This is a genomic window from Lysobacter enzymogenes (assembly GCF_017355525.1).
In the GTDB taxonomy this organism is placed as follows: domain Bacteria; phylum Pseudomonadota; class Gammaproteobacteria; order Xanthomonadales; family Xanthomonadaceae; genus Lysobacter; species Lysobacter enzymogenes_C.
In genome coordinates, this window is sequence record NZ_CP067395.1 from 5,610,128 (window position 1) to 5,629,470 (window position 19,343).

General features: G+C 70.1%; 18 protein-coding genes. 14 read left to right on the forward strand and 4 right to left on the reverse strand.

From position 1 onward, the window contains the following. Positions 1-342: 342 nt before the first annotated feature. From JHW38_RS23705 to JHW38_RS23725, 5 genes are all read left to right on the forward strand, one after another. Positions 343-1,656 carry an NAD(P)/FAD-dependent oxidoreductase gene (locus JHW38_RS23705; protein ID WP_207523727.1) on the forward strand — a complete coding sequence of 438 codons (1,314 nt, stop codon included), beginning with the start codon at positions 343-345 and terminating at the stop codon, positions 1,654-1,656. Continuing rightward, on the forward strand, positions 1,653-3,023 hold the full coding sequence (gene gorA, locus JHW38_RS23710) for a glutathione-disulfide reductase (protein ID WP_207523728.1): 1,371 nt from the start codon (positions 1,653-1,655) through the stop codon (positions 3,021-3,023). Before JHW38_RS23705 ends, gorA begins: the two co-directional genes overlap by 4 nt. Before the next feature lie 58 nt (positions 3,024-3,081). Continuing rightward, complete coding sequence (locus JHW38_RS23715) at positions 3,082-5,259, forward strand: S9 family peptidase (protein WP_207523729.1); 2,178 nt, start codon at positions 3,082-3,084, stop codon at positions 5,257-5,259. 154 nt (positions 5,260-5,413) lie between these two features. Continuing rightward, a complete protein-coding gene (gene hutG, locus JHW38_RS23720; RefSeq protein ID WP_207523730.1) occupies positions 5,414-6,223 on the forward strand; it encodes an N-formylglutamate deformylase in 810 nt (269 codons plus the stop codon). After that, positions 6,220-7,518 carry a winged helix-turn-helix domain-containing protein gene (locus JHW38_RS23725; protein ID WP_207523731.1) on the forward strand — a complete coding sequence of 433 codons (1,299 nt, stop codon included), beginning with the start codon at positions 6,220-6,222 and terminating at the stop codon, positions 7,516-7,518. Before hutG ends, JHW38_RS23725 begins: the two co-directional genes overlap by 4 nt. Positions 7,519-7,539: 21 nt before the next feature. Here JHW38_RS23725 and JHW38_RS23730 read toward each other — a convergent pair whose 3' ends face one another. The 4 genes from JHW38_RS23730 to parE form a co-directional block, all read right to left on the reverse strand. Further along, positions 7,540-8,190: a hypothetical protein gene (locus JHW38_RS23730; protein ID WP_207523732.1), complete on the reverse strand. Its 651-nt coding sequence runs from the start codon at positions 8,188-8,190 to the stop codon at positions 7,540-7,542. Positions 8,191-8,382: 192 nt separating this feature from the next. Beyond that, positions 8,383-8,757 (reverse strand): hypothetical protein, encoded by a 375-nt coding sequence (locus JHW38_RS23735; protein ID WP_207523733.1) that lies wholly within the window; start codon positions 8,755-8,757, stop codon positions 8,383-8,385. 243 nt (positions 8,758-9,000) lie between these two features. After that, positions 9,001-10,158 carry a glycoside hydrolase family 5 protein gene (locus tag JHW38_RS23740; protein WP_207523734.1) on the reverse strand — a complete coding sequence of 386 codons (1,158 nt, stop codon included), beginning with the start codon at positions 10,156-10,158 and terminating at the stop codon, positions 9,001-9,003. Positions 10,159-10,320: 162 nt separating this feature from the next. Next, on the reverse strand, positions 10,321-12,240 hold the full coding sequence (gene parE, locus JHW38_RS23745) for a DNA topoisomerase IV subunit B (protein ID WP_207523735.1): 1,920 nt from the start codon (positions 12,238-12,240) through the stop codon (positions 10,321-10,323). A gap of 360 nt (positions 12,241-12,600) precedes the next feature. On the opposite strand from parE, the gene JHW38_RS23750 reads away from it, so the two are divergent. From JHW38_RS23750 to kdsA, 9 genes are all read left to right on the forward strand, one after another. After that, positions 12,601-13,011 carry a globin gene (locus JHW38_RS23750; RefSeq protein ID WP_242691078.1) on the forward strand — a complete coding sequence of 137 codons (411 nt, stop codon included), beginning with the start codon at positions 12,601-12,603 and terminating at the stop codon, positions 13,009-13,011. A 228-nt stretch (positions 13,012-13,239) separates the two neighbouring features. Beyond that, positions 13,240-13,467, forward strand: a complete 228-nt coding sequence (locus tag JHW38_RS23755) for a hypothetical protein (protein WP_207523737.1) — start codon at positions 13,240-13,242, stop codon at positions 13,465-13,467. A 120-nt stretch (positions 13,468-13,587) separates the two neighbouring features. Further along, on the forward strand, positions 13,588-14,214 hold the full coding sequence (locus tag JHW38_RS23760) for a hypothetical protein (RefSeq protein WP_207523738.1): 627 nt from the start codon (positions 13,588-13,590) through the stop codon (positions 14,212-14,214). Positions 14,215-14,262: 48 nt separating this feature from the next. After that, the gene (locus tag JHW38_RS23765; protein WP_207523739.1) at positions 14,263-15,030 is read left to right on the forward strand and encodes a phosphodiester glycosidase family protein; all 768 of its coding nucleotides are present in this window, start codon (positions 14,263-14,265) and stop codon (positions 15,028-15,030) included. Positions 15,031-15,155: 125 nt separating this feature from the next. Continuing rightward, entirely contained in the window at positions 15,156-15,572 is a 417-nt protein-coding gene (locus tag JHW38_RS23770) for a hypothetical protein (RefSeq protein ID WP_207523740.1), read from the forward strand. 24 nt (positions 15,573-15,596) lie between these two features. After that, on the forward strand, positions 15,597-15,983 hold the full coding sequence (locus JHW38_RS23775; RefSeq protein ID WP_207523741.1) for a DUF488 domain-containing protein: 387 nt from the start codon (positions 15,597-15,599) through the stop codon (positions 15,981-15,983). Positions 15,984-16,392: 409 nt separating this feature from the next. Beyond that, positions 16,393-18,051, forward strand: a complete 1,659-nt coding sequence (locus JHW38_RS23780) for a CTP synthase (RefSeq protein WP_207523742.1) — start codon at positions 16,393-16,395, stop codon at positions 18,049-18,051. 104 nt (positions 18,052-18,155) lie between these two features. Next, the gene (locus tag JHW38_RS23785) at positions 18,156-18,356 is read left to right on the forward strand and encodes a hypothetical protein (protein WP_207523743.1); all 201 of its coding nucleotides are present in this window, start codon (positions 18,156-18,158) and stop codon (positions 18,354-18,356) included. 96 nt (positions 18,357-18,452) lie between these two features. Then, positions 18,453-19,286 (forward strand): 3-deoxy-8-phosphooctulonate synthase, encoded by an 834-nt coding sequence (gene kdsA, locus JHW38_RS23790; protein WP_207523744.1) that lies wholly within the window; start codon positions 18,453-18,455, stop codon positions 19,284-19,286. The last annotated feature ends 57 nt before the right edge of the window (positions 19,287-19,343 follow it).

Below are 19,343 nucleotides of genomic sequence, written 5' to 3' on the forward strand. Positions count from 1 at the left end.
AAGACCTGTCCTAGCGCCTCGTTTGCTTGCCAGCAAGGCGGCAAGAGCCCCGGCCGCGAAAACGGCAGCGACGCCGGCGTACGCCGGCAGCGGTCGAGCGCGCCTGCGCGCGAAGGCCGGCCGGGCTTTCGGCGCCCGGCTCAGCCGCCCGCCGCGCCGCGCGGTCGCCGCGGCGGATCGCGCGCCCGCGCGAGCGAGGTTTGCCGTGCCGTACGCGGCGATTCGCATCGCCGAAACCCTGCATCCGATCTGCATCGCATCTGTGCCGGCGCGCGCTCGTTACTATGGTCGGCGCCAGCGCGCCCGGCGCGCGGCGCGTTTCGGACCAGACCACGGAGCACCATGGGCGCAGTGCAGGCGGAACACGAGTCGGTGGAACAGCAGTCGGCCGAGCCGCTCGCGGCGCGGCGCGAGGACGTGGTGATCGTCGGCGCCGGCGTGATCGGACTGGCCTGCGCGCTGATCCTGCTCGAGGACGGCCGCCGGGTGCGGGTCATCGACGCCGGCCGCATCGGCGGCGGCAGCTCGCACGGCAACTGCGGCACCATCACCCCCAGCCACGCGACCCCGTTGGCCGCGCCCGGCGTGATCGCGCAGGCGCTCAAATGGGTGCTGAGCCCGGACGCGCCGCTGTACCTGCACCCCAGGCTCGACCCGCAGCTGTGGGGTTGGCTGCTGCGCTTCGCCGCGCGCTGCAACGAGCGCGACTGGCGCAGCAGCGCCACCGCGAAAGCGGCGCTGCTCAACGATTCGCGCGAGCGCCTGCAGGCCTGGGTCGGGCGTTACGGGCTGGCCTGCGAGTTCGACGGCTCCGGCGTCGATTACGTGTTCCGTTCCGAAGCCGGCTATGTCCACAGCCAGCACGAGCTCGACCTGCTGCGCGAATTCGGCGTCGGCGTGGAGCTGATCGACGGCGGCGCCTACGAGGCGCAGGACCCGGCGTTCAAGCCCGGCGTGGTCGGCGCGATCCGCTTCGCCCACGACGCGGTGCTGCGACCGGACACTTACGTCGCCGAGCTGGCGCGCGCGGTGCGCGAGCGCGGCGGCGAGCTGCAGGAATACTGCGCGCTGAAGGATCTGCGCGAGGACGCCGACGGCGTCGCCCTCGACACCAGCCACGGCCTGGTGCATGCGCGCGAGGCGGTGGTGGCGCTGGGCGCGTGGTCGCCCAAGCTCGCCGACGCGATCGGCCTGCCCGCGCTGAAGGGCGCGATCCAGCCCGGCAAGGGCTATTCGATCACCTACGACCGGCCCGAGCTGCTGCCGCGGCGGCCGGTGGTGCTGAAGGAACCCAAGGTCTGCGTGACCATGTGGGACAGCGGCTACCGGCTCGGCAGCACGATGGAATTCTCCGGCTACGACGAAAGCCTCAACCCGCGCCGGCTGGCCGCGCTGGAGCGCGGCGCGGCGCAGTTCCTGCACCAGCCGCTCGGCCCGGTCGAGCGCGAGCGCTGGTACGGCTGGCGGCCGATGAGCATCGACGACGTGCCGCTGATCGGTCGCGTCCCGGGCCGCCAGCGCCTGTGGATCGCCAACGGCCACGGCATGATGGGCGTGAGCATGAGCGCCGGCACCGGCCAGTTGTTGGCCGACCTGATCGGCGGGCGCGCGCCCGCGATCGACCCGCATCCTTACCGACCGGAGCGCTTCGCATGAGTGAGCAGCAAGCTCAATTCGACTTGATCGTCGTCGGCGGCGGCTCCGGCGGCCTGGCCGGCGCGTTCCGCGCCGCCGAGCACGGCGCGCGCGTGGCGCTGCTGGAGCCGGGCCTGCTCGGCGGCACCTGCGTCAACGTCGGCTGCGTGCCGAAGAAGGCGATGTGGCTGGCCGCCGACATCGGCGCCAAGCTGCGCATGGCGCAGTCGCTGGGCTTCGCGGTCGACGCGCCGCCGCAGGAGACCTGCGAGCTGGACTGGCCGACCTTCATCGTCCATCGCCAGCGCTACATCGCCGGCATCCACGACAGCTACCGCAAGCGCCTGGACAAGGCCGGCATCGTGGTCGCGCCGATGCGCGCGCGCCTGCTCGACGCCAACACCGTGGAATGCGACAACGGCGCGCGCATGGGCGCGGCGCGCATTCTCATCGCCACCGGCGGGCATGCGGTCAAGCCGCAAATTGCCGGCGCCGAACTCGGCGGCACCTCCGACGATTTCTTCCAATGGACCGCCGCGCCCAAGCGCGTCGGCATCGTCGGCGCGGGCTACATCGCGGTCGAGCTGGCCGGCGTGCTGCAGGCGCTCGGCAGCCGGGTCGAGCTGTTCGCGCGCGGCCAGCGCCTGCTCGAAGGCTTCGACCACGAACTGACCGCGCAGCTCGCCGACGATTACTGCCAAAGCGGCGTGCGCCTGCATTTCGGCCACGCGGTCGCGGCGCTGGAGGCCGACGGCGCGCAGGTGCGCGTGCGCGGCAGCGACGGTTCGCTGAGCGAGCCGTTCGACAAAGTGCTGTTCGCGACCGGGCGCAAGCCCAACACCGCCGGCCTGGGCCTGGAGCGCGCCGGCGTGGCGCTGGACGCGGACGGGTTCGTGCGCATCGACGCGCTCAACGCGACCAGCGTCGCCGGCATCGACGCGGTCGGCGACGTCAGCACCGACCCGCCGCTGACGCCGGTGGCGATCGCCGCCGCGCGCCGGCTGATGGACCGCGTCTACGCCGGCGGCTCGGCCGTGCTGGACCGCGACGACATCCCCACCGTGGTGTTCGCCCACCCGCCGATCGGCAAGGTCGGCCTGACCGAGGAGCAGGCGCGGGCGCGACATGGTGACAATCTGCACATCTACCGCGCCGGGTTTCGGCCGATGCTGTACGCCCTGGCCGAGTCGCCGCAGCGCAGCCTGTTCAAGCTGATCTGCGTCGGCCAGGAACGCCGCGTGGTCGGCATCCATCTGCTCGGCGAGGCCGCCGACGAGATGCTGCAGGGCTTCGCGGTCGCGCTCAAGCGCGGCATCACCCTGGACGACCTGCGCGACACGGTCGCCATCCATCCGACCAGCGCCGAGGAAGTGGTGTTGATGCGTTGAGACCGTCAGGCCCGCGCGTTATGGTCGGTCGACTTGATTACGGATCGGGACGCACGGCATGAGCGAGAGCAGGGCGGAAGGGCGGCGGCGCGGCGCAGCGCGCGTTTGCGCGGTTGCGGCGGCGATTTGGGCGTGCGGCTTCGCCGCGACGGCGGCCGCGCAGCCGGCGTTCGAGATCGAAGACCTGCTCAGCGCGCCGCAGCCCGAGCAGCTCACCGCCGCGGCGACGGCGCCGCTCATCGCCTGGGTCGGCAACGAGCGCGGCGTGCGCAACGTCTGGACCGCGCGCGCGCCCGAGTTCGCGCCGCGCAAGCTCAGCGGCTACGACGCGGACGACGGTCAAACCATCGGCGCCCTGCAACTCAGCCGCGACGGCCGCTGGCTCGCCTATGTGCGTGGCGGCAGCGCCGACGCGGCCGGCAGCAACAGCAATCCGACCGGCGATCCCGACGGCCAGGAGCAGGCGGTGTGGGTCGTCGCCAGCGACGGCAGCGGCAAGCCGCAGCGCATCGCCGCCGGACGCTCGGCCTTGTTCGCGCCCAATGGCGATGCCTTGATCGTGCAAGGCCGCAGCCTGGGTTGCTACGCGTTGCCGGGCGCGACCGCGCCGGGCTGGTGCAAGGAAGCCTTGCTCAAGACCCGCGGCGCCAACAGCGCGGCCGAATTCGCGCCCGACGGCAAGTCGCTGGCCTTCGTCAGCAACCGCGGCGACCACAGCTTCGTCGGCGTGCTCGACCTGGAAAAACGCGAAGTGCGCTGGATCGGCGCCGACTTCAACAACGACGCCGCGCCGGCGTTCTCGCCCGACGGCCGCCGCATCGCGTTCCTGCGCACCGCGGCGAACAAGCCCGGCGACGGGTTCGATCTGACCAAAGCCAATCCTTTCGAAATCTGGGTCGCCGACGCCGACACAGGGCTTGCGAAGCGCGTCCACCGCTCCAGCGAAACCGCCGGCGGCTACGCCCAATTCAACGGCGCCGACCCGTTGATGTGGAGCCGCGACAACCGCCTGATCTTCGCCTCCGAACAAAGCGGCTGGCTGCACTGGTACGCGATCCCGCCCGAAGGCGGCGCGCCGACGCCGCTGAGCCGCGGCGAATGCGAGGCCGAAACCGTCGCCCTGGCCGACGACGGCGCGTTCGTGTTCGGCGGCAACTGCGCGCAGATCGATTACCGCCAGGTGTTCAGCGTCGACGCGCAAGGCAAGGCGCAGACCCTGCTGACGGCCAAACAAGAGATCGCCACCGACCCGCTGCCGCTGGCCGGGGGCCAGTGGATCGCGCTGCGCCACGCCGATGCGCGCAGGCCGACCGCGATCGCGGTGATGCCGAGCGCCGGCGGCGCGCCCAAGCGGATTTTCCCGGCGCAGTTGCCCGCGCGTTTCCCGCTGGACCGATTGGTCGAGCCGAAGACGATCACCCTGACCGCCAGCGACGGCATCGTGTCGCACGCGACCGTGTTCGAGCCGCCGGCCTCGTTCAAGGGCAAGCGCGCGGCGCTGATCTACGCGCACGGCGGTCCGATCCGGCAGATGCTGCCGGGCTGGCACTACAGCAGCTACTACTACAACGACTACGCCAGCAACCAATGGCTGGCCAGCCGCGGCTACGTGGTGCTGGCGCTGAACTACCGCGACGGCACCGGCTACGGGCAGACGTTCCGCCTCGCCGACAAGCAGGGCCCGCGCGGCGCGTCGGAGTACCAGGACGTGCTCGCCGCGCAGGCGTGGCTGGCCGCGCGCGCCGACGTCGACGCGCGCCGCATCGGCATCTACGGCGGTTCCTACGGCGGTTTCCTCACGTCCACCGCGCTGGCGCGCAACTCCGACCTGTTCGCCGCCGGCGTCGACCGCCACGGCGTGCACGACTGGCGCGAGAGCGCCAAGGGCGGCGACAACAGCGGGCTGTGGGGCCTCAAGCCCGACGAACTGGAGCTGGCCTACCAGTCCTCGCCGATGTCGCGCCTGGCCGGCTGGCGTTCGCCGGTGCTGGTGATCCACGGCGACGACGACCGCGCGGTCAAGTTCTCCCAGGGCATCGATCTGGTCGAGCGCCTGCGCGAACGCAAGGTGCCGGTGGAAACGCTGGTGCTTCCCGACGAAGACCATTTCTTCCTGCGGTATGCGAGCTGGCTGCGGGTGCATCGGGCCGCCGCCGATTTCTTCGCGCGGCGGCTCGGGACGGGAGCCGCGCAGGCGGAGCGATCCGACGCGGCAAAACCCAAATCGGGCGGCTGAACCTCCAGCGCCGAACCGGCGCCTTTGAATCCGCGCCGTTGAATCCGCGCCGCCGCCAGCTTGCGCGCGCGTCGCGCAAACCGGCGGCGGCCGCGGCGCAGTACCATGCGGTTACTGCGCCGGCCCCCGCCGCCGGCTTCGATGCGAACCCGCCATGACCCTGTCCGCCCCCGCCTGGCCCGTGTTCCAACTGCACCGCGGCCACGCGCCGCTGCTGATCAGCCTGCCGCACGACGGCTCGCTGATTCCCGACGAATTTTCCGCGCGCATGGTCGAGTCCGCGCGCCACGCACCCGACACCGACTGGCACGTCTCGCGCCTGTACGACTTCGCCCGCGAGCTCGGCGCGTCGATCCTGGTGCCGCGCTATTCGCGCTACGTGGTCGACCTCAACCGCCCGCCGGACGACACCTCGCTGTATCCGGGCCAGAACACCACCGGCCTGTGCCCGGCGGTGCAGTTCAGCGGCGAGCCGGTCTACCTCGACGGCCAGGCGCCGGACGCGGCCGAAGTGGCGCAGCGCGTGGACCTCTACTGGCGCCCGTATCACGAGACCCTGGTCGCCGAGCTCGACCGCATCCGCGCCGAACACGGCCGCGTGCTGTTGTGGGAAGGCCATTCGATCCGCGGCGAAGTGCCGTTCCTGTTCGAAGGCCGCTTGCCCGACCTCAACCTCGGCACCGCCGCCGGCCGCAGCTGTCTGCCGGCGACGCAGGCGCGGTTGGAAGCGGTGCTGGCCGGGCAGGGCGATTACGACTGGATCGTCAACGGCCGCTTCAAGGGCGGCTACATCACCCGCCATTACGGCGATCCTGAGATCGAAGCCGAAGCGGTGCAACTCGAACTGAGCCAGCGCAACTACATGGACGAGGATTCCTTCGCCTACGACGAAGCCAAGGCGGCGAAGCTGCAACCGCTGTTGCGCGCGCTGCTGCAGGCGGCGCTGGATTCGCAACGCGGATGAGTGCGGCGCGCGGCAGCGAAACGGGCGCGGACGCGGCGGCCTCGACGCTGCCGCTGTCGCTGGCGCAGGCGCGCGCGCTGCACCTGCACGCGCAAGGCCTGCTGGCGCGGCCGCGCCGGCGCGCGCGCAAGGCCGATGCGCTGGCGGCGATCGCGCGCATGCAGCTGTTGCAGATCGACACCATCCACGTGGTCGCGCGCAGCCCCTACCTGGTGCTGTTCTCGCGCCTGGGCGACTACCCGCAGCGCTGGCTGGAAGAACTGCTGGCCGAGCGCGCGATCTTCGAGGTGTGGGCGCACGAAGCCTGCTTCGCGCCGATGGACGATTACCTGATGCACCGCAACGCGCTGCACCAGCGCGAGCATCATTGGGCGATCCGCAACGCGCAGCGCCATCGCGGCAGCCGCGGCGGCGAAATCGACCGCTTGCTCGCCCACATCCGCGAGCTCGGCCCGGTCAAATCCTCGGATTTCGAGCGCGAAGACAAACGCCAGGGCGGCGGCGGCTGGTGGGGCTGGAAGGACGAGAAACGCTGGCTCGAAGCCGGCTTCGCCCTCGGCGAGCTGATGGTGGCGCGGCGCGAGAACTTCCAGCGCGTCTACGACCTGGCCGAGCGCGTGGCCGGCGTCGCGGTCGCGGACTGGAACCGCATCGCGATCGAGCCGGCGCAGGTGCGGCGCGACACCATCCTCAAGTCGGTGGCCGCGCTCGGCATCGCCCAGGCGCGCTGGATCGCCGACTACTACCGGACCAAGCCGCGCCTGCGCGACCGCGACCTCGACGAACTGGTCGCGCAAGGCGCGTTGCTGCGGGTGGCGGTGAAAGGCTGGAACGCGCCCGGCTACGTCCATCCCGGGCACGCCGACGCGTTGGCCAAGGCCGCCGCCGGCCGCCTGCGCGCGACCCGCAGCGCCTTGCTGTCGCCGTTCGATCCGGTGGTGTGGGACCGCGAACGCGCCAGCGAATTCTTCGGTTTCGATTACACCCTGGAGTGCTACACGCCCGAGCCCAAGCGCCGCTACGGCTATTTCGTGCTGCCGATCCTGGTGCGCGGGCGGCTGGTCGGGCGGCTTGACGCGAAGGCGCACCGCGCGGCCGGCGCGTTCGAGGTCAAGGCCTTGTACCTGGAAGACGGCGTCGAAGCCGATGAAACCTTGGCCGCGGAGATCGCCGCGGCGATCGACGAATGCGCGCGGTGGCACGGCACGCCGACGGTCAAGCTCGGACGCTGCCGGCCGGCGGCGTTCGCCAAACCGCTCAAGGCCGCGCTCGCGGCCGCCGCCGCCGCGGATTGAACCGCGGCGCGCGCCGGCGCCTCAGCCTTGCTCGTGTTCGGCGTGCTTGCGCGCGGCCTTTTGCAGCATCGCCACCGATTGCGCGATCGGCTTGCGCAGCGCGCGCGCTTCGGCGATATCGTCCGAACTCATGGCGCAGCGGACCGACTTCTTCATCGACTCGATGACGATCCAGGCGAAGGTCTTGCCGCGCGCGCTGACGACGACTTTGAGGCGAAAGCGCACCTGCTCGTCGCGATACAGCGTCTCGTCGTGCGATTTTCCGCGCACGAACGCGGCGCGCGCAGCCTCCGCCATCGCCGCCGCGTCCATCCGCGGCGCCGACCGCATCAGCGCTTCGGCGAACCGGCGCAGCGCGAGCGCGCCCTTGCCGGTGTGCACGACCGATTTGGCCAGGGTCTCGCCGCGGTAGCGGATCGCCATCGCCACCGCGGTTTGCTCGTGCGCGCGCTCGAGCTTGCGCTTGACGGCGAGCAAGGCCTTGGGCAGCGGCATTCCGGATTTCTCCAGCGCCGAGATCTTGCGGTACAGCAAGCTGTGCGACGGCGACAGCTCGCGTTCGATCACGACGAATCCATTCTTGACGGGGGTCCTGGCCATCGGGCGCTTCCGTGGAAACTGTCCGGAGCTTACTGGCGATTTTGCTCCGACGCGCGATCGGCGCGCCCGCACCCGTTGTTTCTTGCGGATTTAGGGAGTTTCTGTGCCGCGGCTCAGCAGCATTCGCGCGTTCAGGCCACGCATACCGATACGACGACGGAGCCGTGCGCGAAATCCCGACGCGCGGTCCGCGCGAACCGTCGCGATGGCGCGCAAGCGTAGCGATGCGCTAGCCGATACGTTGCGGCATCGGTGCGGGTCCTGTCAGGCGCGCTCGGCGAGGAACAGATACGCCGCCAACAATCCGAGCAACGGAATCAGGTTCAACACCAGCGCCGGCACCGCCACGCCGCGGCGTTCGCCGCGGAACAGCGCGACGATCGCCAGCAGGCTGCCGAACAGCCAGCTCGCGGCGCTGTACATGACGGCTTTGCCGGTGCAGTGCAGGCTCCAGTTGCCGCACTGGGCGTCGGGGGTGAGGCCGAACACGATCAGCCAGGCCAGCGCCGGGCCGAGCAGCAGCGCCAGCCAGGCCAGCGCGCCGAAAAAGCGGCCGCCGCTCGGCGCGTCGCCGGCTGCGTCCGCGAGCGGCGCGCCGGGCGGGGACAGGCCGTAACCGGCGCGGCGCTCAGCGGCCATGACGGCGGCCTGCGCGGTTGTCGGAGCCTGCGCGCGGAAAGCGCGAAGCGATGCAATTGCGTCCTTTCATATCGATCTCCGGCCGGTATCGATGCGCGCACGATGCGGCATCGCCCGGCAGCGCCGCGTGACGGCCCGAGGGCGGCGCGCGGCGCGGTTGCGACAGCGGATGCCGTCGCGGTCCGCACAACGGACCGCGACGGCGCGTGGCGCGATTCTACTCCGCCGGGTTGGAGCGAGCGCTCAAGGGACGCACTTGGCGCCGCTGTACACCAGCAGATTGTTCTGCAATTCGGCCACTTCGGGACGGTACGGCAGGTCTTCGACCGCATAGTCCTCGAACGGCCACCACGCCCAGCTCTGGCCGCTGGCGCTGACGATGCGCGAGGTGTGCTTGGCGAAGGACAGAGCGCGGTCGCGGTCTGCGACTACATTGGCGCCGAACTCTCCCATCAGCATCGGCACGCCCCAGGCGCTGGCCTTGTCCAGCAGCGGCTGCACCAAAGTGGTCAGCGCAGCGCAGTCGCGGTTGAGGTAGGCAGGCTGGTCGAGCGGATAGAAATGCGGCGTCAGCACGAAGTTGCTGAGGTTGGGTTTGGCCAGTTCCGGCCGTACCGTGCCGACGTCGCCTTCGACGAACAGCAGATGGCTCTTGCGGTCGCCGTCGCGCCAGTCCGACCAGCGGATGCGGGTGCCGACGTACTCGTAGAACTGCGGCAGGATCGTGCTGTTGAGCGGGTAGGAACCGGTGGTGCGGCCCGTATGCGGCTCGTTGATGACGTCCCAGCCGGCGACGTTGTGGTAGTTGCGCAGGCGCCATGCGACGGTGCGCCAGGCCTGCGAATAGACCTCCCAGGCGGACTTGCCGGCATACGGCCCGGCGCTGACGGCGCGGTTGGCCCAGAACGCATCCCAGAAGTCGAGCTGGTTGCCGTTGGCGCCGGAGACGCAGGCGCCGCCGACCATGTCCTCGACGAACCAGCCGGGGAAGCCGCCGCCCCAGTCGCCCTGGTAGCACTGCGAGGTTTCCCACTGGTGCATCGAGACCATCACCCACATGCCGCGCTTGCCGGCTTCGGCCACGACCTGCTCGATCTCGTTGACATAGCCCCAGTCGATGTTGCCGGGCGTGGGCTCGAGGAAGTTCCAGTTGATCGGGAAGCGGATGAAGTTGAAGCCCCAGGACTGGTAGCGGTCGAGCTGGCGGACGTCGAAGGGACGCCGCGTGGTGTGCTGGATGAGGTTGTAGTTCAGGCCCTTCAGGCGGACCCACTGGCCGTCCTGGCGGACCATCTGGCCGAGCCCGGCGGGGGCTTCGAGCAGATCGTCGGCAACGGCCTGGGCGGCTGCGGACTGGGACGCCAGCAGCAGGGACAGCGACAAAGCGAGCGTGCGCAACATGCGACTTCCTTTTCTCGAATGGTTCAACGCGGCACAAGGCCGCGGCGGGTACAGCCGCTCCAGTTTACCGGCGGCCGTCCGCAGGTTTGCGACAGGCCGATAGAGCAACGCCGCGGACGAGGCCGCGGCGTTGGCAGAAACATCGGCGAAAGCGCTTGCGGCTCAGACTTCCAGCGTCGCCAGATCGCCCTTCGTCTCCAGCCAGGTCTTGCGGTCGCCCGCGCGCTTCTTCGCCAGCAGCATGTCCATCAGCGACACGGTCTGGGCGTTGTCGTCGACGGTCAGCTGGACTAGGCGGCGGGTGTCCGGGTGGATGGTCGACTCGCGCAGCTGCGAGGCGTTCATCTCGCCCAGGCCCTTGAAGCGGGTGACGTTGATCGCGCCGCTCAGGCCCTTCTTGCGGTCGCCCTTCTCGCGCTCGATCTTCTCCAGCAGGATCCGCTTTTCTTCCTCGTCGAGCGCGTAGAACACGGTCTTGCCCACGTCGATGCGGAACAGCGGCGGCATCGCCACGAAGATGTGGCCGGCCGCGACCAGCGCCGGGAAATGGCGCAGGAACAGCGCGCTGAGCAAGGTGGCGATGTGCAGGCCGTCGGAGTCGGCGTCGGCGAGGATCACGACCTTGCCGTAGCGCAGCCCGCCGATGTCTTCCTTGCCCGGATCGCAGCCGATCGCCACCGCCAGGTCGTGCACTTCCTGCGACGCCAGCACGCTGCCGGACGCCACTTCCCAGGTGTTGAGGATCTTGCCGCGCAGCGGCAGGATCGCCTGGAAATCCTTGTCGCGCGCCTGCCGCGCGCTGCCGCCGGCGGAGTCGCCTTCGACCAGGAACAGTTCGGTGCGCGAGAGGTCCTGCGAGCTGCAATCGGCGAGCTTGCCGGGCAGGGCCGGGCCCTGGGTGATCTTCTTGCGGACGATCTGCTTTTCGGTCTTCAGCCGCGCGCTGGCGCGCTCGATCGCCAACTGGGCGATCTTCTCGCCCAGGTCGGTGTGCTGGTTGAGCCACAGCGAGAACGCGTCGTGCGCCGCGCCCTCGACGAAACCGGCGGCCTGGCGCGAGGACAGGCGTTCCTTGGTCTGGCCGCTGAACTGCGGGTCGGTCATCTTGATGCTGAGCACGAACGCGACCCGGTCCCACACGTCTTCCGGCGCCAGCTTGACCCCGCGCGGCAGCAGGTTGCGGAAGTCGCAGAACTCGCGCAGCGCGTCGGTGAAGCCGGTGCGCAGGCCGTTGACGTGGGTGCCGTGCTGGGCGGTCGGGATCAGGTTGACGTAGCTTTCCTGCACCAGTTCGCCGTCGGTCGCCCAGGCCACCGCCCAGTCGACCACTTCGGTGTCCTTCTTGAGTTGGCCGACGAACAGGTCCGGCGGCAGCAGCTCGCGCTGCGGCTGGCCTTCGCGCAGCTCGCCGGACAGGTAATCGCGCAGGCCGTCCTCGTAGTACCACTCCAGCCGCTCGCCGGTGGCCTCGTCGAACAGCTTGACGTTGAGGCCCGGGCACAGCACGGCCTTGGCCCGCAGCACGTGCTTGATCGCGCGCAGGCTGAACTTCGGGGTGTCGAAATACTTGGGGTCGGGCCAGAAGCGCACGCGGGTGCCGGTGTTCTTCTTGCCGACGCTGCCGACGATGTCCAGCGGGCTGGCGCGGTCGCCGTCCTTGAACGCCATGCGGTATTCGTTGCCTTCGCGCTTGATGTGCACTTCGACGTGCTTGGACAGCGCGTTGACCACGCTCACGCCGACGCCGTGCAGGCCGCCGGAGAAGGTGTAGTTCTTGTTGCTGAACTTACCGCCGGCGTGCAGGCGGGTCAGGATCAGCTCGACGCCGGGCACCTTCTCCTCCGGGTGGATGTCGACCGGCATGCCGCGGCCGTCGTCGGAGACCTCGCAGCTGCCGTCGGCGTAGAGGGTGACCTCGATGCTGCGGGCGTGGCCGGCGAGGGCTTCGTCGACCGCGTTGTCGATGACTTCCTGGGCCAGATGGTTCGGCCGCGCGGTGTCGGTGTACATGCCGGGCCGGCGCTTGACCGGGTCCAGGCCGGAGAGGACTTCGATGTCTGCGGCGTTGTAACGACTGCTCATGAAACCTGCATCAGTAGTAAGGAGTGGCGTCCGGGGCGGCGTCGCGCGAAGGCGCGCGTGCGCCGGCGGGGCGGGCCGGGCGGCGACGGCGGCCATCTTGCCATCGGCGGGTGACGGCCGCGCATCGGCGGGCCGGGCGCGGGGCGCAGCGAGCATGGCGACCGGGGCCGGCCGGGTCAAGCCGCGCCGGCCCGGCCGCACATTCACGCCCGCCGCCGTCTCGCCGGTTGCGACCCGCGCGGCGGCCGCGGCAAGCGCGGCGCGCGCCACGCCGTCGGGTTGATCTGGCGCAAGCCGGCCCCGCGCCGGCGCTGCCATCCTGCGCGCCGCGTCTTACTCACCATGCCACAGGAGGGCACCGTGTCCGCCCAGGACCAGTACTACGATTTGCAGCAGAGCTACGGCCGCTGCCTCATCCGCAAGGGTTTCATCGAACGCTTCTACGAAATCTTCATGGCCAGCCACCCCGACGTGGCGCCGATGTTCGCGCGCACCGATTTCCAGAAGCAGCGCCTGGCCCTGCGCCGCGGCATCAGCGTGGCGATCTTCTACGCCGCCGGCAGCGCGGTGGTGAAGCGCACCAGCGAGCAGATGGCCGACGTGCACGCGCGCAGCGGCCGCACGCCGGTGCGGCCCGGGCTGTACCCGTATTGGATCGACAGCCTGCTGCTGGCGGTGCGCGAGTTCGACGAGCAGGCCGACGAGGCCTTGCTGGCGCGCTGGCGGCAGGCGATGCAGGCGGTGACCGGGATGTTCGCCGGGCGCTACTGACGGCCGCGCCGGAACGCCGGGCGGCGCCCGCAAGCCATTGAAAAACCGGCCCGCCGCCCCGATTGGGTGTAGCGTCTGCACGACGCGTGCGACCCGCCGGACCGTCCGTTCAGCCCCTGGCGAGGCGGCCGGGGCTAGGGTTCGCGGCGTCGCGGCACGGACGCCCCGGCCCGCCCGCGAGCCGGGCATCCGCCCAGGCTCCGGTCACTCACTGTTTGGAGGTATGCCATGAAGATCCGCAAGCTGCTGCTCCCCGCCGCCATCGTCGCGGCCCTGGCCGTGCTGGTCGCGCCGAGCGCGTTCGCTCAGCAGGGTCAGCAGGCCGACCCGAAGGCCGAGGAGGCCAAGAAGGCCGAAGACGCGAAGAAGGCCGAAGCCAAGAAGAAGGCCGAGGCCGAGAAGCGGCAGAAGTCCGGCGACCGCGGGGTCGAGCCGGAGGAAGAAGGCAACAAGTAAGTCGCCTCGGCACCATCCGTGCCCAACCCGTACACCGCAACGCCCCGGCCCGCGCCGGGGCGTTGTTTTTTGCGGTGAACGAAGCGCTAGAGTGCGCGAAATCGGCTTGGGGAGCGGGCGATGCGCAAGGCAGCGGCGATGGTGTTGCTGATGACGTTGTTGGCCGGATGCGCGCATTCGCGATCCGACGCCTACCCGGATGCGGGCCCGCCCGTTGCGGTGAGCGGATGCTCGGGCATTCCGTCGGATCCGACCGCGCCGGCGGGATACGTCCGCGCCGGGCCTGCGACCCACGGCCCCGGCGCGCCCGGCGTGCCGGCGCAGCTCGGCCAGCAGCGGCCGCTGGGCCGTGCAGAGCGTGTGCCGCCGCTGTACGTGTTCGATTCCCGCGCCAGCATGGTGCATTGGAAGGACGGCCGCGATCCCGAAGCCAGCGAAGTTCCACTGGAGTGGATGAAGGAGCTGGAATTCGGCGAGGCCGAGCGTGCGGGCTACTGGGGGGAATTCGTCGACGGCCGCATTTACCGCATACCCAGTTTCGGACCTTGCGAACTGGCCCAAGCGCTGCCCGCGCCGATCGAACTGGCGGCGCCGCCGGGCGGTTTGCTGTTCTTGCAGTTCGTCTCGCCGCGTTGCCGCGATTGCGCACGGCTGTCGCGGGCGATCCAGCGCACCATCGCGAGACATCCGCAATTGCCGGTGCGCTGGGTGCAGGTGCAGAGCCGGACGCGGGTCGGCGATCGCTGAACCGCATTGCGGCTAGGATGGTCGCAATTTCGCCAGTGCCGCCGCTCGATGCGCAACGCCGCCGCCTGCTTCTGTTTCGCCCTGGCTTCGCTGCTCGGCCTGCCCGCGGCCGCGCGCGAGCCGCGCTACACGGTGCTGCGGATCGACACGCGCAGCCAACCGCTGGCGTTGTATCTCAACGATGAGCGCGGCCGCCCGTTCCACGATTTCAAACGCCTCGACGCGTGGCTGCAAGCGCGCGGCCAGCGCCTGCGCTACGCGATGAACGCCGGCATGTTCGAGCCGGATTATTCGCCGGTCGGTCTGTTCGTCGCCGAAGGGCAGGAAAAAACGCCGCTGAACCTGCGCGACGGCGAGGGCAACTTTTATCTCAAGCCCAACGGCGTGTTCCTGCTCGACCGCGACGGCCAGCCGCGGGTGATCGAAGCCTCGCGCTATCCCGAGATCGCCCGCGGCGCGCGGCTGGCGACGCAGTCGGGGCCGCTGCTGGTCGAAGCCGGGCGCATCCATCCGGCGCTGGATCCGCAGTCGCGCTCGCGCCATCTGCGCAACGGCATCGGGGTGAAGGGCGACGAAGTGATCTGGGCGATCAGCGACGACAAAGTCAGCCTGCACGAGTTCGCCCGCTATTTCCGCGACGAACTCGGTTGCCGCGACGCGCTGTACCTCGACGGCAGCCTGTCGTCGCTGTATGCGCCGGAATTCAAGCGCGCCGACCGGCGCGGCCGGCTGGGGCCGATCCTGGCCGTGGTCGAGCCGTTGCGCAGCGCGCCGGCGCAGGCCGGGCCCGACGCCGGCACGCTCGGCGCGCGGTAGCGCCGGACGCTACGCGCGGACGCGGCCGGCGCTACCTGCGTCGCGGCCGCAGCGGCGCCGGCCGGCACCGTCTTAGGCTGGCGACGTCCGCATGCCGCGGACGCTGGCAAAGGCGGAGGCTGCGAATGCGCAAGGTGAGGGTCGCGACGATCGCGGCGGTCAGGCTGGTGGCGGCGCTGGCGATCCTGCTGGCCGGCCTGTACGGGGCGCTCGTGCTGAGCCTGAACGATCTGGGCGGTGCGCAGAGCTATCTGTGGCTGGCGCTGGCGATCCTGCTGCCGCTCGGCGCGGTCGCGGGGGCGGTCGCGGGCCGCTGGCTGATCGCGCCGGCCTTGTTGCTGCTCGCGTGGGGCTGGGAATACTGCTTCGGCACCGGCAAGACCCTCGTCAAACTGGCCCGCGGCATCGAGAACGACTGGGTCCGCCTGATCGGCGCCGATCTCGGCCTGGGCGCGCTGTGCGCGGCGCTGTTGGTCGGCGGAATCGCGCTGGGCTATCGTGCCTCGCAACAGCTTTGGCCGGCGCTCCCGGCCCGGGCGTAGCAGGTCCGACCACGGAGAGAACCGATGGCCATCCGCATCGTTCGGCTCGGCACCCCGCGCGGCCACGGCGAAGGGCTGCGCATCGGCACCGTGCGGCGGCCGCCGCGCGGCGTGCCGAAGTCCGAGTTCGCCCGCCAGGATTGGTACGACGTGTGGTTTCCCACGCTCGCGCCGAGCCTGGAGACGATGAAGCAGGCGCAGGCGGCGCAGACGCCGGCGCAGTGGAACGCGTTCGTGCGCAAGTACACCGCGGAGATGAAGGCGCATGACGCCCAGCACGCGCTGGAGCTGCTGGCGGCGATGTCGCAGGACAGCGATTTTTCGGTCGGGTGTTATTGCGAGGACGAGGCGCGTTGCCACCGTTCGATCCTGCGTGGGTTGCTGGTGGGGAAGGGCGCCAAGCTCGCATAAGCCGCGAAGCCCGACTGTAGGAGCGACGCGAGTCGCGACACCCGAAGCCCGGCCGAACCAGGCGCCCCGCCCTGGCCCGGCCCGGGTACGGGCCGCCCGGCGGCAGGGATCCGATGGGGCGGATGGGTTCCGGCATCTCGCCGTTATTCGGCGCCTGGCTTGGCCGGGCCTCGGGTGTCGCGACTCGCGTCGCTCCTACAGGTAGCGGCCGTAGCGACGCGGCGAGCCGGACCGACCGCCGCATCCGCGCCACCAGCGCGATGCTGCGCCGCACCGATCCGCCCGAATCCGCGCAAACCCTTGCCAGGCAAGGCTTTGCGCGGCTTCACCAAGGCCCGTGCCGGTGTCAAGCAGTCGCGAGTTCACGCGCCAACCTGTAAACTGCGGCTTTCCAGCGGCTGCAAAATCCATGACTCCCCTGATCTTCGTCACCGGCGGCGTGGTGTCCTCGCTTGGCAAGGGCATCGCGGCGGCCTCGTTGGCGGCCATCCTCGAAGCGCGCGGGCTGCGCGTGACGATGATGAAGCTCGACCCCTACATCAACGTCGACCCGGGCACCATGAGCCCGTTCCAGCACGGCGAGGTCTACGTCACCGACGACGGTGCCGAGACCGACCTCGACCTGGGTCACTACGAGCGCTACCTGCGCACGCGGCTGAGCCGCAAGAACTCGATCACCACCGGCCGGATCTACGAGAACGTGATCCGCAAGGAACGCCGCGGCGATTACCTCGGCGGCACCGTGCAGGTGATCCCGCACATCACCGACGAGATCAAGCGCCTGATCGTCGAGGCCACCGAAGGCTTCGACGTGGCCCTGGTCGAAGTCGGCGGCACCGTCGGCGACATCGAGTCGCTGCCGTTCCTGGAAGCGATCCGCCAACTGCGCACCGAGCGCGGCCCCGAGCACGCGCTGTTCATGCACCTCACCCTGGTGCCGTTCATCGCCGCCGCCGGCGAGCTCAAGACCAAGCCGACCCAGCATTCGGTCAAGGAACTGCGCTCGATCGGCATTCAACCTGATGTGCTGCTGTGCCGCAGCGAGCAGCCGCTGCCCGACAGCGAGCGCCGCAAGATCGCGCTGTTCACCAACGTGCCGGAAAAGGCGGTCATTTCGGCCGTCGACCTCGACAACATCTACAAGCTGCCGCAGTGGTTCCACGAGCAGGGTCTGGACGCGATCGTGCTCGATCGCCTGCGCATCCAGGCCGGTCCGGCCGAGCTGGGCGAGTGGAACGAAGTCGTCGACGCCACCACCCATCCGGTCGATGAAGTGACCATCGCCGTGGTCGGCAAGTACATCGACCACCAGGACGCGTACAAGTCGCTGGCCGAGGCGCTCAAGCACGGCGGCCTGCGCCAGCGCACCAAGGTCCAGCTGAAGTGGCTGGAATCCAGCGAAGTCGAGCGCAACGGCGTGGACGCGCTGGCCGGCGTCGACGGCATCCTGGTGCCCGGCGGCTTCGGCGACCGCGGCTTCGAGGGCAAGGTTGCCACCGCGAAGTACGCGCGCGAGAACAAGGTGCCGTACTTCGGCATCTGCTACGGCATGCAGGCCGCGGTGGTCGATTACGCCCGCCACGTGGTCGGCCTGGACGGCGCCAACAGCACCGAGAACGACAAGCACAACCCGCATCCGGTGATCGGCCTGATCACCGAATGGCGCACCGCCACCGGCGAAGTCGAGCGCCGCAACGAGGGCAGCGACCTCGGCGGCACCATGCGCCTGGGCCTGCAGGACCAGCGGATCAAGCCCGGCACCCTGGCGCGCGAGCTGTACGGCAAGGACGTGGTCGGCGAACGCCACCGCCACCGTTACGAGTTCAACAACCGCTACCGCACCCAGCTCGAAGACGCCGGCCTGGTGATTTCGGCCAAGTCGATGGACGACCTGCTGGTGGAAATGGTCGAGCTGCCGCGCGCCCAGCACCCGTGGTTCCTGGCCTGCCAGGCGCACCCGGAATTCCTGTCGACGCCGCGCGACGGCCACCCGCTGTTCATCGGCTTCGTGCGCGCCGCGCGCGAGGCCAAGGCCGGCGGCAAGCTGTTGCGCGAGGTCAAGGGTTGAAGCCTGCTCCGCCCGGTCCGTCCGGTCGGGCGGAGAGTTCGCAGGCCGCTCCGGCATCGGGCCGGCCCGCGCGCAACGATGTGCGCGGCGCCGGCAAGTGGCTGATGCTGCTCGCGCTGGGCGTGCTGCTGGCCGGAGTCTTGGCTTACCGGCTCATCCTCGGCGACGGCCTGGACGGCTACGGCATGGTGTTCTTCCCGCTGGCCTTGGTCGTGTCGTGCATCGCCGTGCCGTTGGCGCTGATCGGCGCGGCGATGTGGCTGGTCGGCGCGGCGCGCGCCAAGCGTTCCGGCGGCTCCGCGTGAGCGCGGCCGCGCTTGCGCCGGCGGCCGGCGGCACCCATGTGATGGCGATACCTCGCGCGGGCTCGAACGCGCACTCATGAACTTAGGAAGCAAGCGATGAAACTCTGCGGCTTTGACGTCGGTCTCGACCAGCCCTTCTTCCTGATCGCCGGCCCCTGCGTGATCGAGTCGATGCAGTTGCAGCTCGACGTCGCCGGCCAGCTCAAGGAAATCACCTCGGCGCTCGGCATTCCCTTCATCTTCAAGTCCAGCTTCGACAAGGCCAACCGCACCTCGGCGACGAGCTTCCGCGGCCCCGGCATGGAGGAAGGGCTGAAGGTGCTGGCCGAGGTCAAGCGCCAGATCGGCGTGCCGGTGCTGACCGACGTGCACGAATACACCCCGATGGACGAGGTCGCCTCGGTCGTCGACGTGCTGCAGACCCCGGCGTTCCTGTGCCGGCAGACCGACTTCATCCAGAACGTGGCGCGCGCCGGCAAGCCGGTCAACATCAAGAAGGGCCAGTTCCTGTCGCCCTGGGAGATGAAGCACGTCACCGCCAAGGCCAAGGCCACCGGCAACGAGGCGATCATGGCCTGCGAGCGCGGCGCCAGCTTCGGCTACAACAACCTGGTCAGCGACATGCGCTCGCTGAGCGTGATGCGCGACACCGGCTGCCCGGTGGTGTTCGACGCGACCCATTCGGTGCAGCTGCCCGGCGGCATGGACGGCAAGTCCGGCGGCCAGCGCGAGTTCGTGCCGGTGCTGGCGCGCGCGGCGATCGCCGTCGGCGTGTCGGGCGTGTTCATGGAAACCCACCCGAAGCCCGAAGAAGCGCTGTCCGACGGTCCCAACGCGGTGCCGCTGCCGAAGATGCGCGGCCTGCTGGAGACCCTGGTCGAGCTCGACCGGATCACCAAGAAGAACGGGTTCCTGGAGCAGGATTTCTGATGCCCGACCCAGCGCGGCCCGTCACGACCGCGACAGCGGCCCCGGCCTGCGCCGCGG

Excerpts from the sequence above, each read along its gene's own strand:
- JHW38_RS23705 (WP_207523727.1), top strand. The coding sequence starts at position 343 with ATGGGCGCAGTGCAGGCGGAACACGAGTCGGTGGAACAGCAGTCGGCC.
- gorA (WP_207523728.1), top strand. The coding sequence starts at position 1,653 with ATGAGTGAGCAGCAAGCTCAATTCGACTTGATCGTCGTCGGCGGCGGC.
- JHW38_RS23715 (WP_207523729.1), top strand. The coding sequence starts at position 3,082 with ATGAGCGAGAGCAGGGCGGAAGGGCGGCGGCGCGGCGCAGCGCGCGTT.
- hutG (WP_207523730.1), top strand. The coding sequence starts at position 5,414 with ATGACCCTGTCCGCCCCCGCCTGGCCCGTGTTCCAACTGCACCGCGGC.
- JHW38_RS23725 (WP_207523731.1), top strand. The coding sequence starts at position 6,220 with ATGAGTGCGGCGCGCGGCAGCGAAACGGGCGCGGACGCGGCGGCCTCG.
- JHW38_RS23735 (WP_207523733.1), bottom strand. The coding sequence starts at position 8,757 with ATGGCCGCTGAGCGCCGCGCCGGTTACGGCCTGTCCCCGCCCGGCGCG.
- JHW38_RS23740 (WP_207523734.1), bottom strand. The coding sequence starts at position 10,158 with ATGTTGCGCACGCTCGCTTTGTCGCTGTCCCTGCTGCTGGCGTCCCAG.
- parE (WP_207523735.1), bottom strand. The coding sequence starts at position 12,240 with ATGAGCAGTCGTTACAACGCCGCAGACATCGAAGTCCTCTCCGGCCTG.
- JHW38_RS23755 (WP_207523737.1), top strand. The coding sequence starts at position 13,240 with ATGAAGATCCGCAAGCTGCTGCTCCCCGCCGCCATCGTCGCGGCCCTG.
- JHW38_RS23760 (WP_207523738.1), top strand. The coding sequence starts at position 13,588 with ATGCGCAAGGCAGCGGCGATGGTGTTGCTGATGACGTTGTTGGCCGGA.
- JHW38_RS23765 (WP_207523739.1), top strand. The coding sequence starts at position 14,263 with ATGCGCAACGCCGCCGCCTGCTTCTGTTTCGCCCTGGCTTCGCTGCTC.
- JHW38_RS23770 (WP_207523740.1), top strand. The coding sequence starts at position 15,156 with ATGCGCAAGGTGAGGGTCGCGACGATCGCGGCGGTCAGGCTGGTGGCG.
- JHW38_RS23775 (WP_207523741.1), top strand. The coding sequence starts at position 15,597 with ATGGCCATCCGCATCGTTCGGCTCGGCACCCCGCGCGGCCACGGCGAA.
- JHW38_RS23780 (WP_207523742.1), top strand. The coding sequence starts at position 16,393 with ATGACTCCCCTGATCTTCGTCACCGGCGGCGTGGTGTCCTCGCTTGGC.
- JHW38_RS23785 (WP_207523743.1), top strand. The coding sequence starts at position 18,156 with ATGCTGCTCGCGCTGGGCGTGCTGCTGGCCGGAGTCTTGGCTTACCGG.
- kdsA (WP_207523744.1), top strand. The coding sequence starts at position 18,453 with ATGAAACTCTGCGGCTTTGACGTCGGTCTCGACCAGCCCTTCTTCCTG.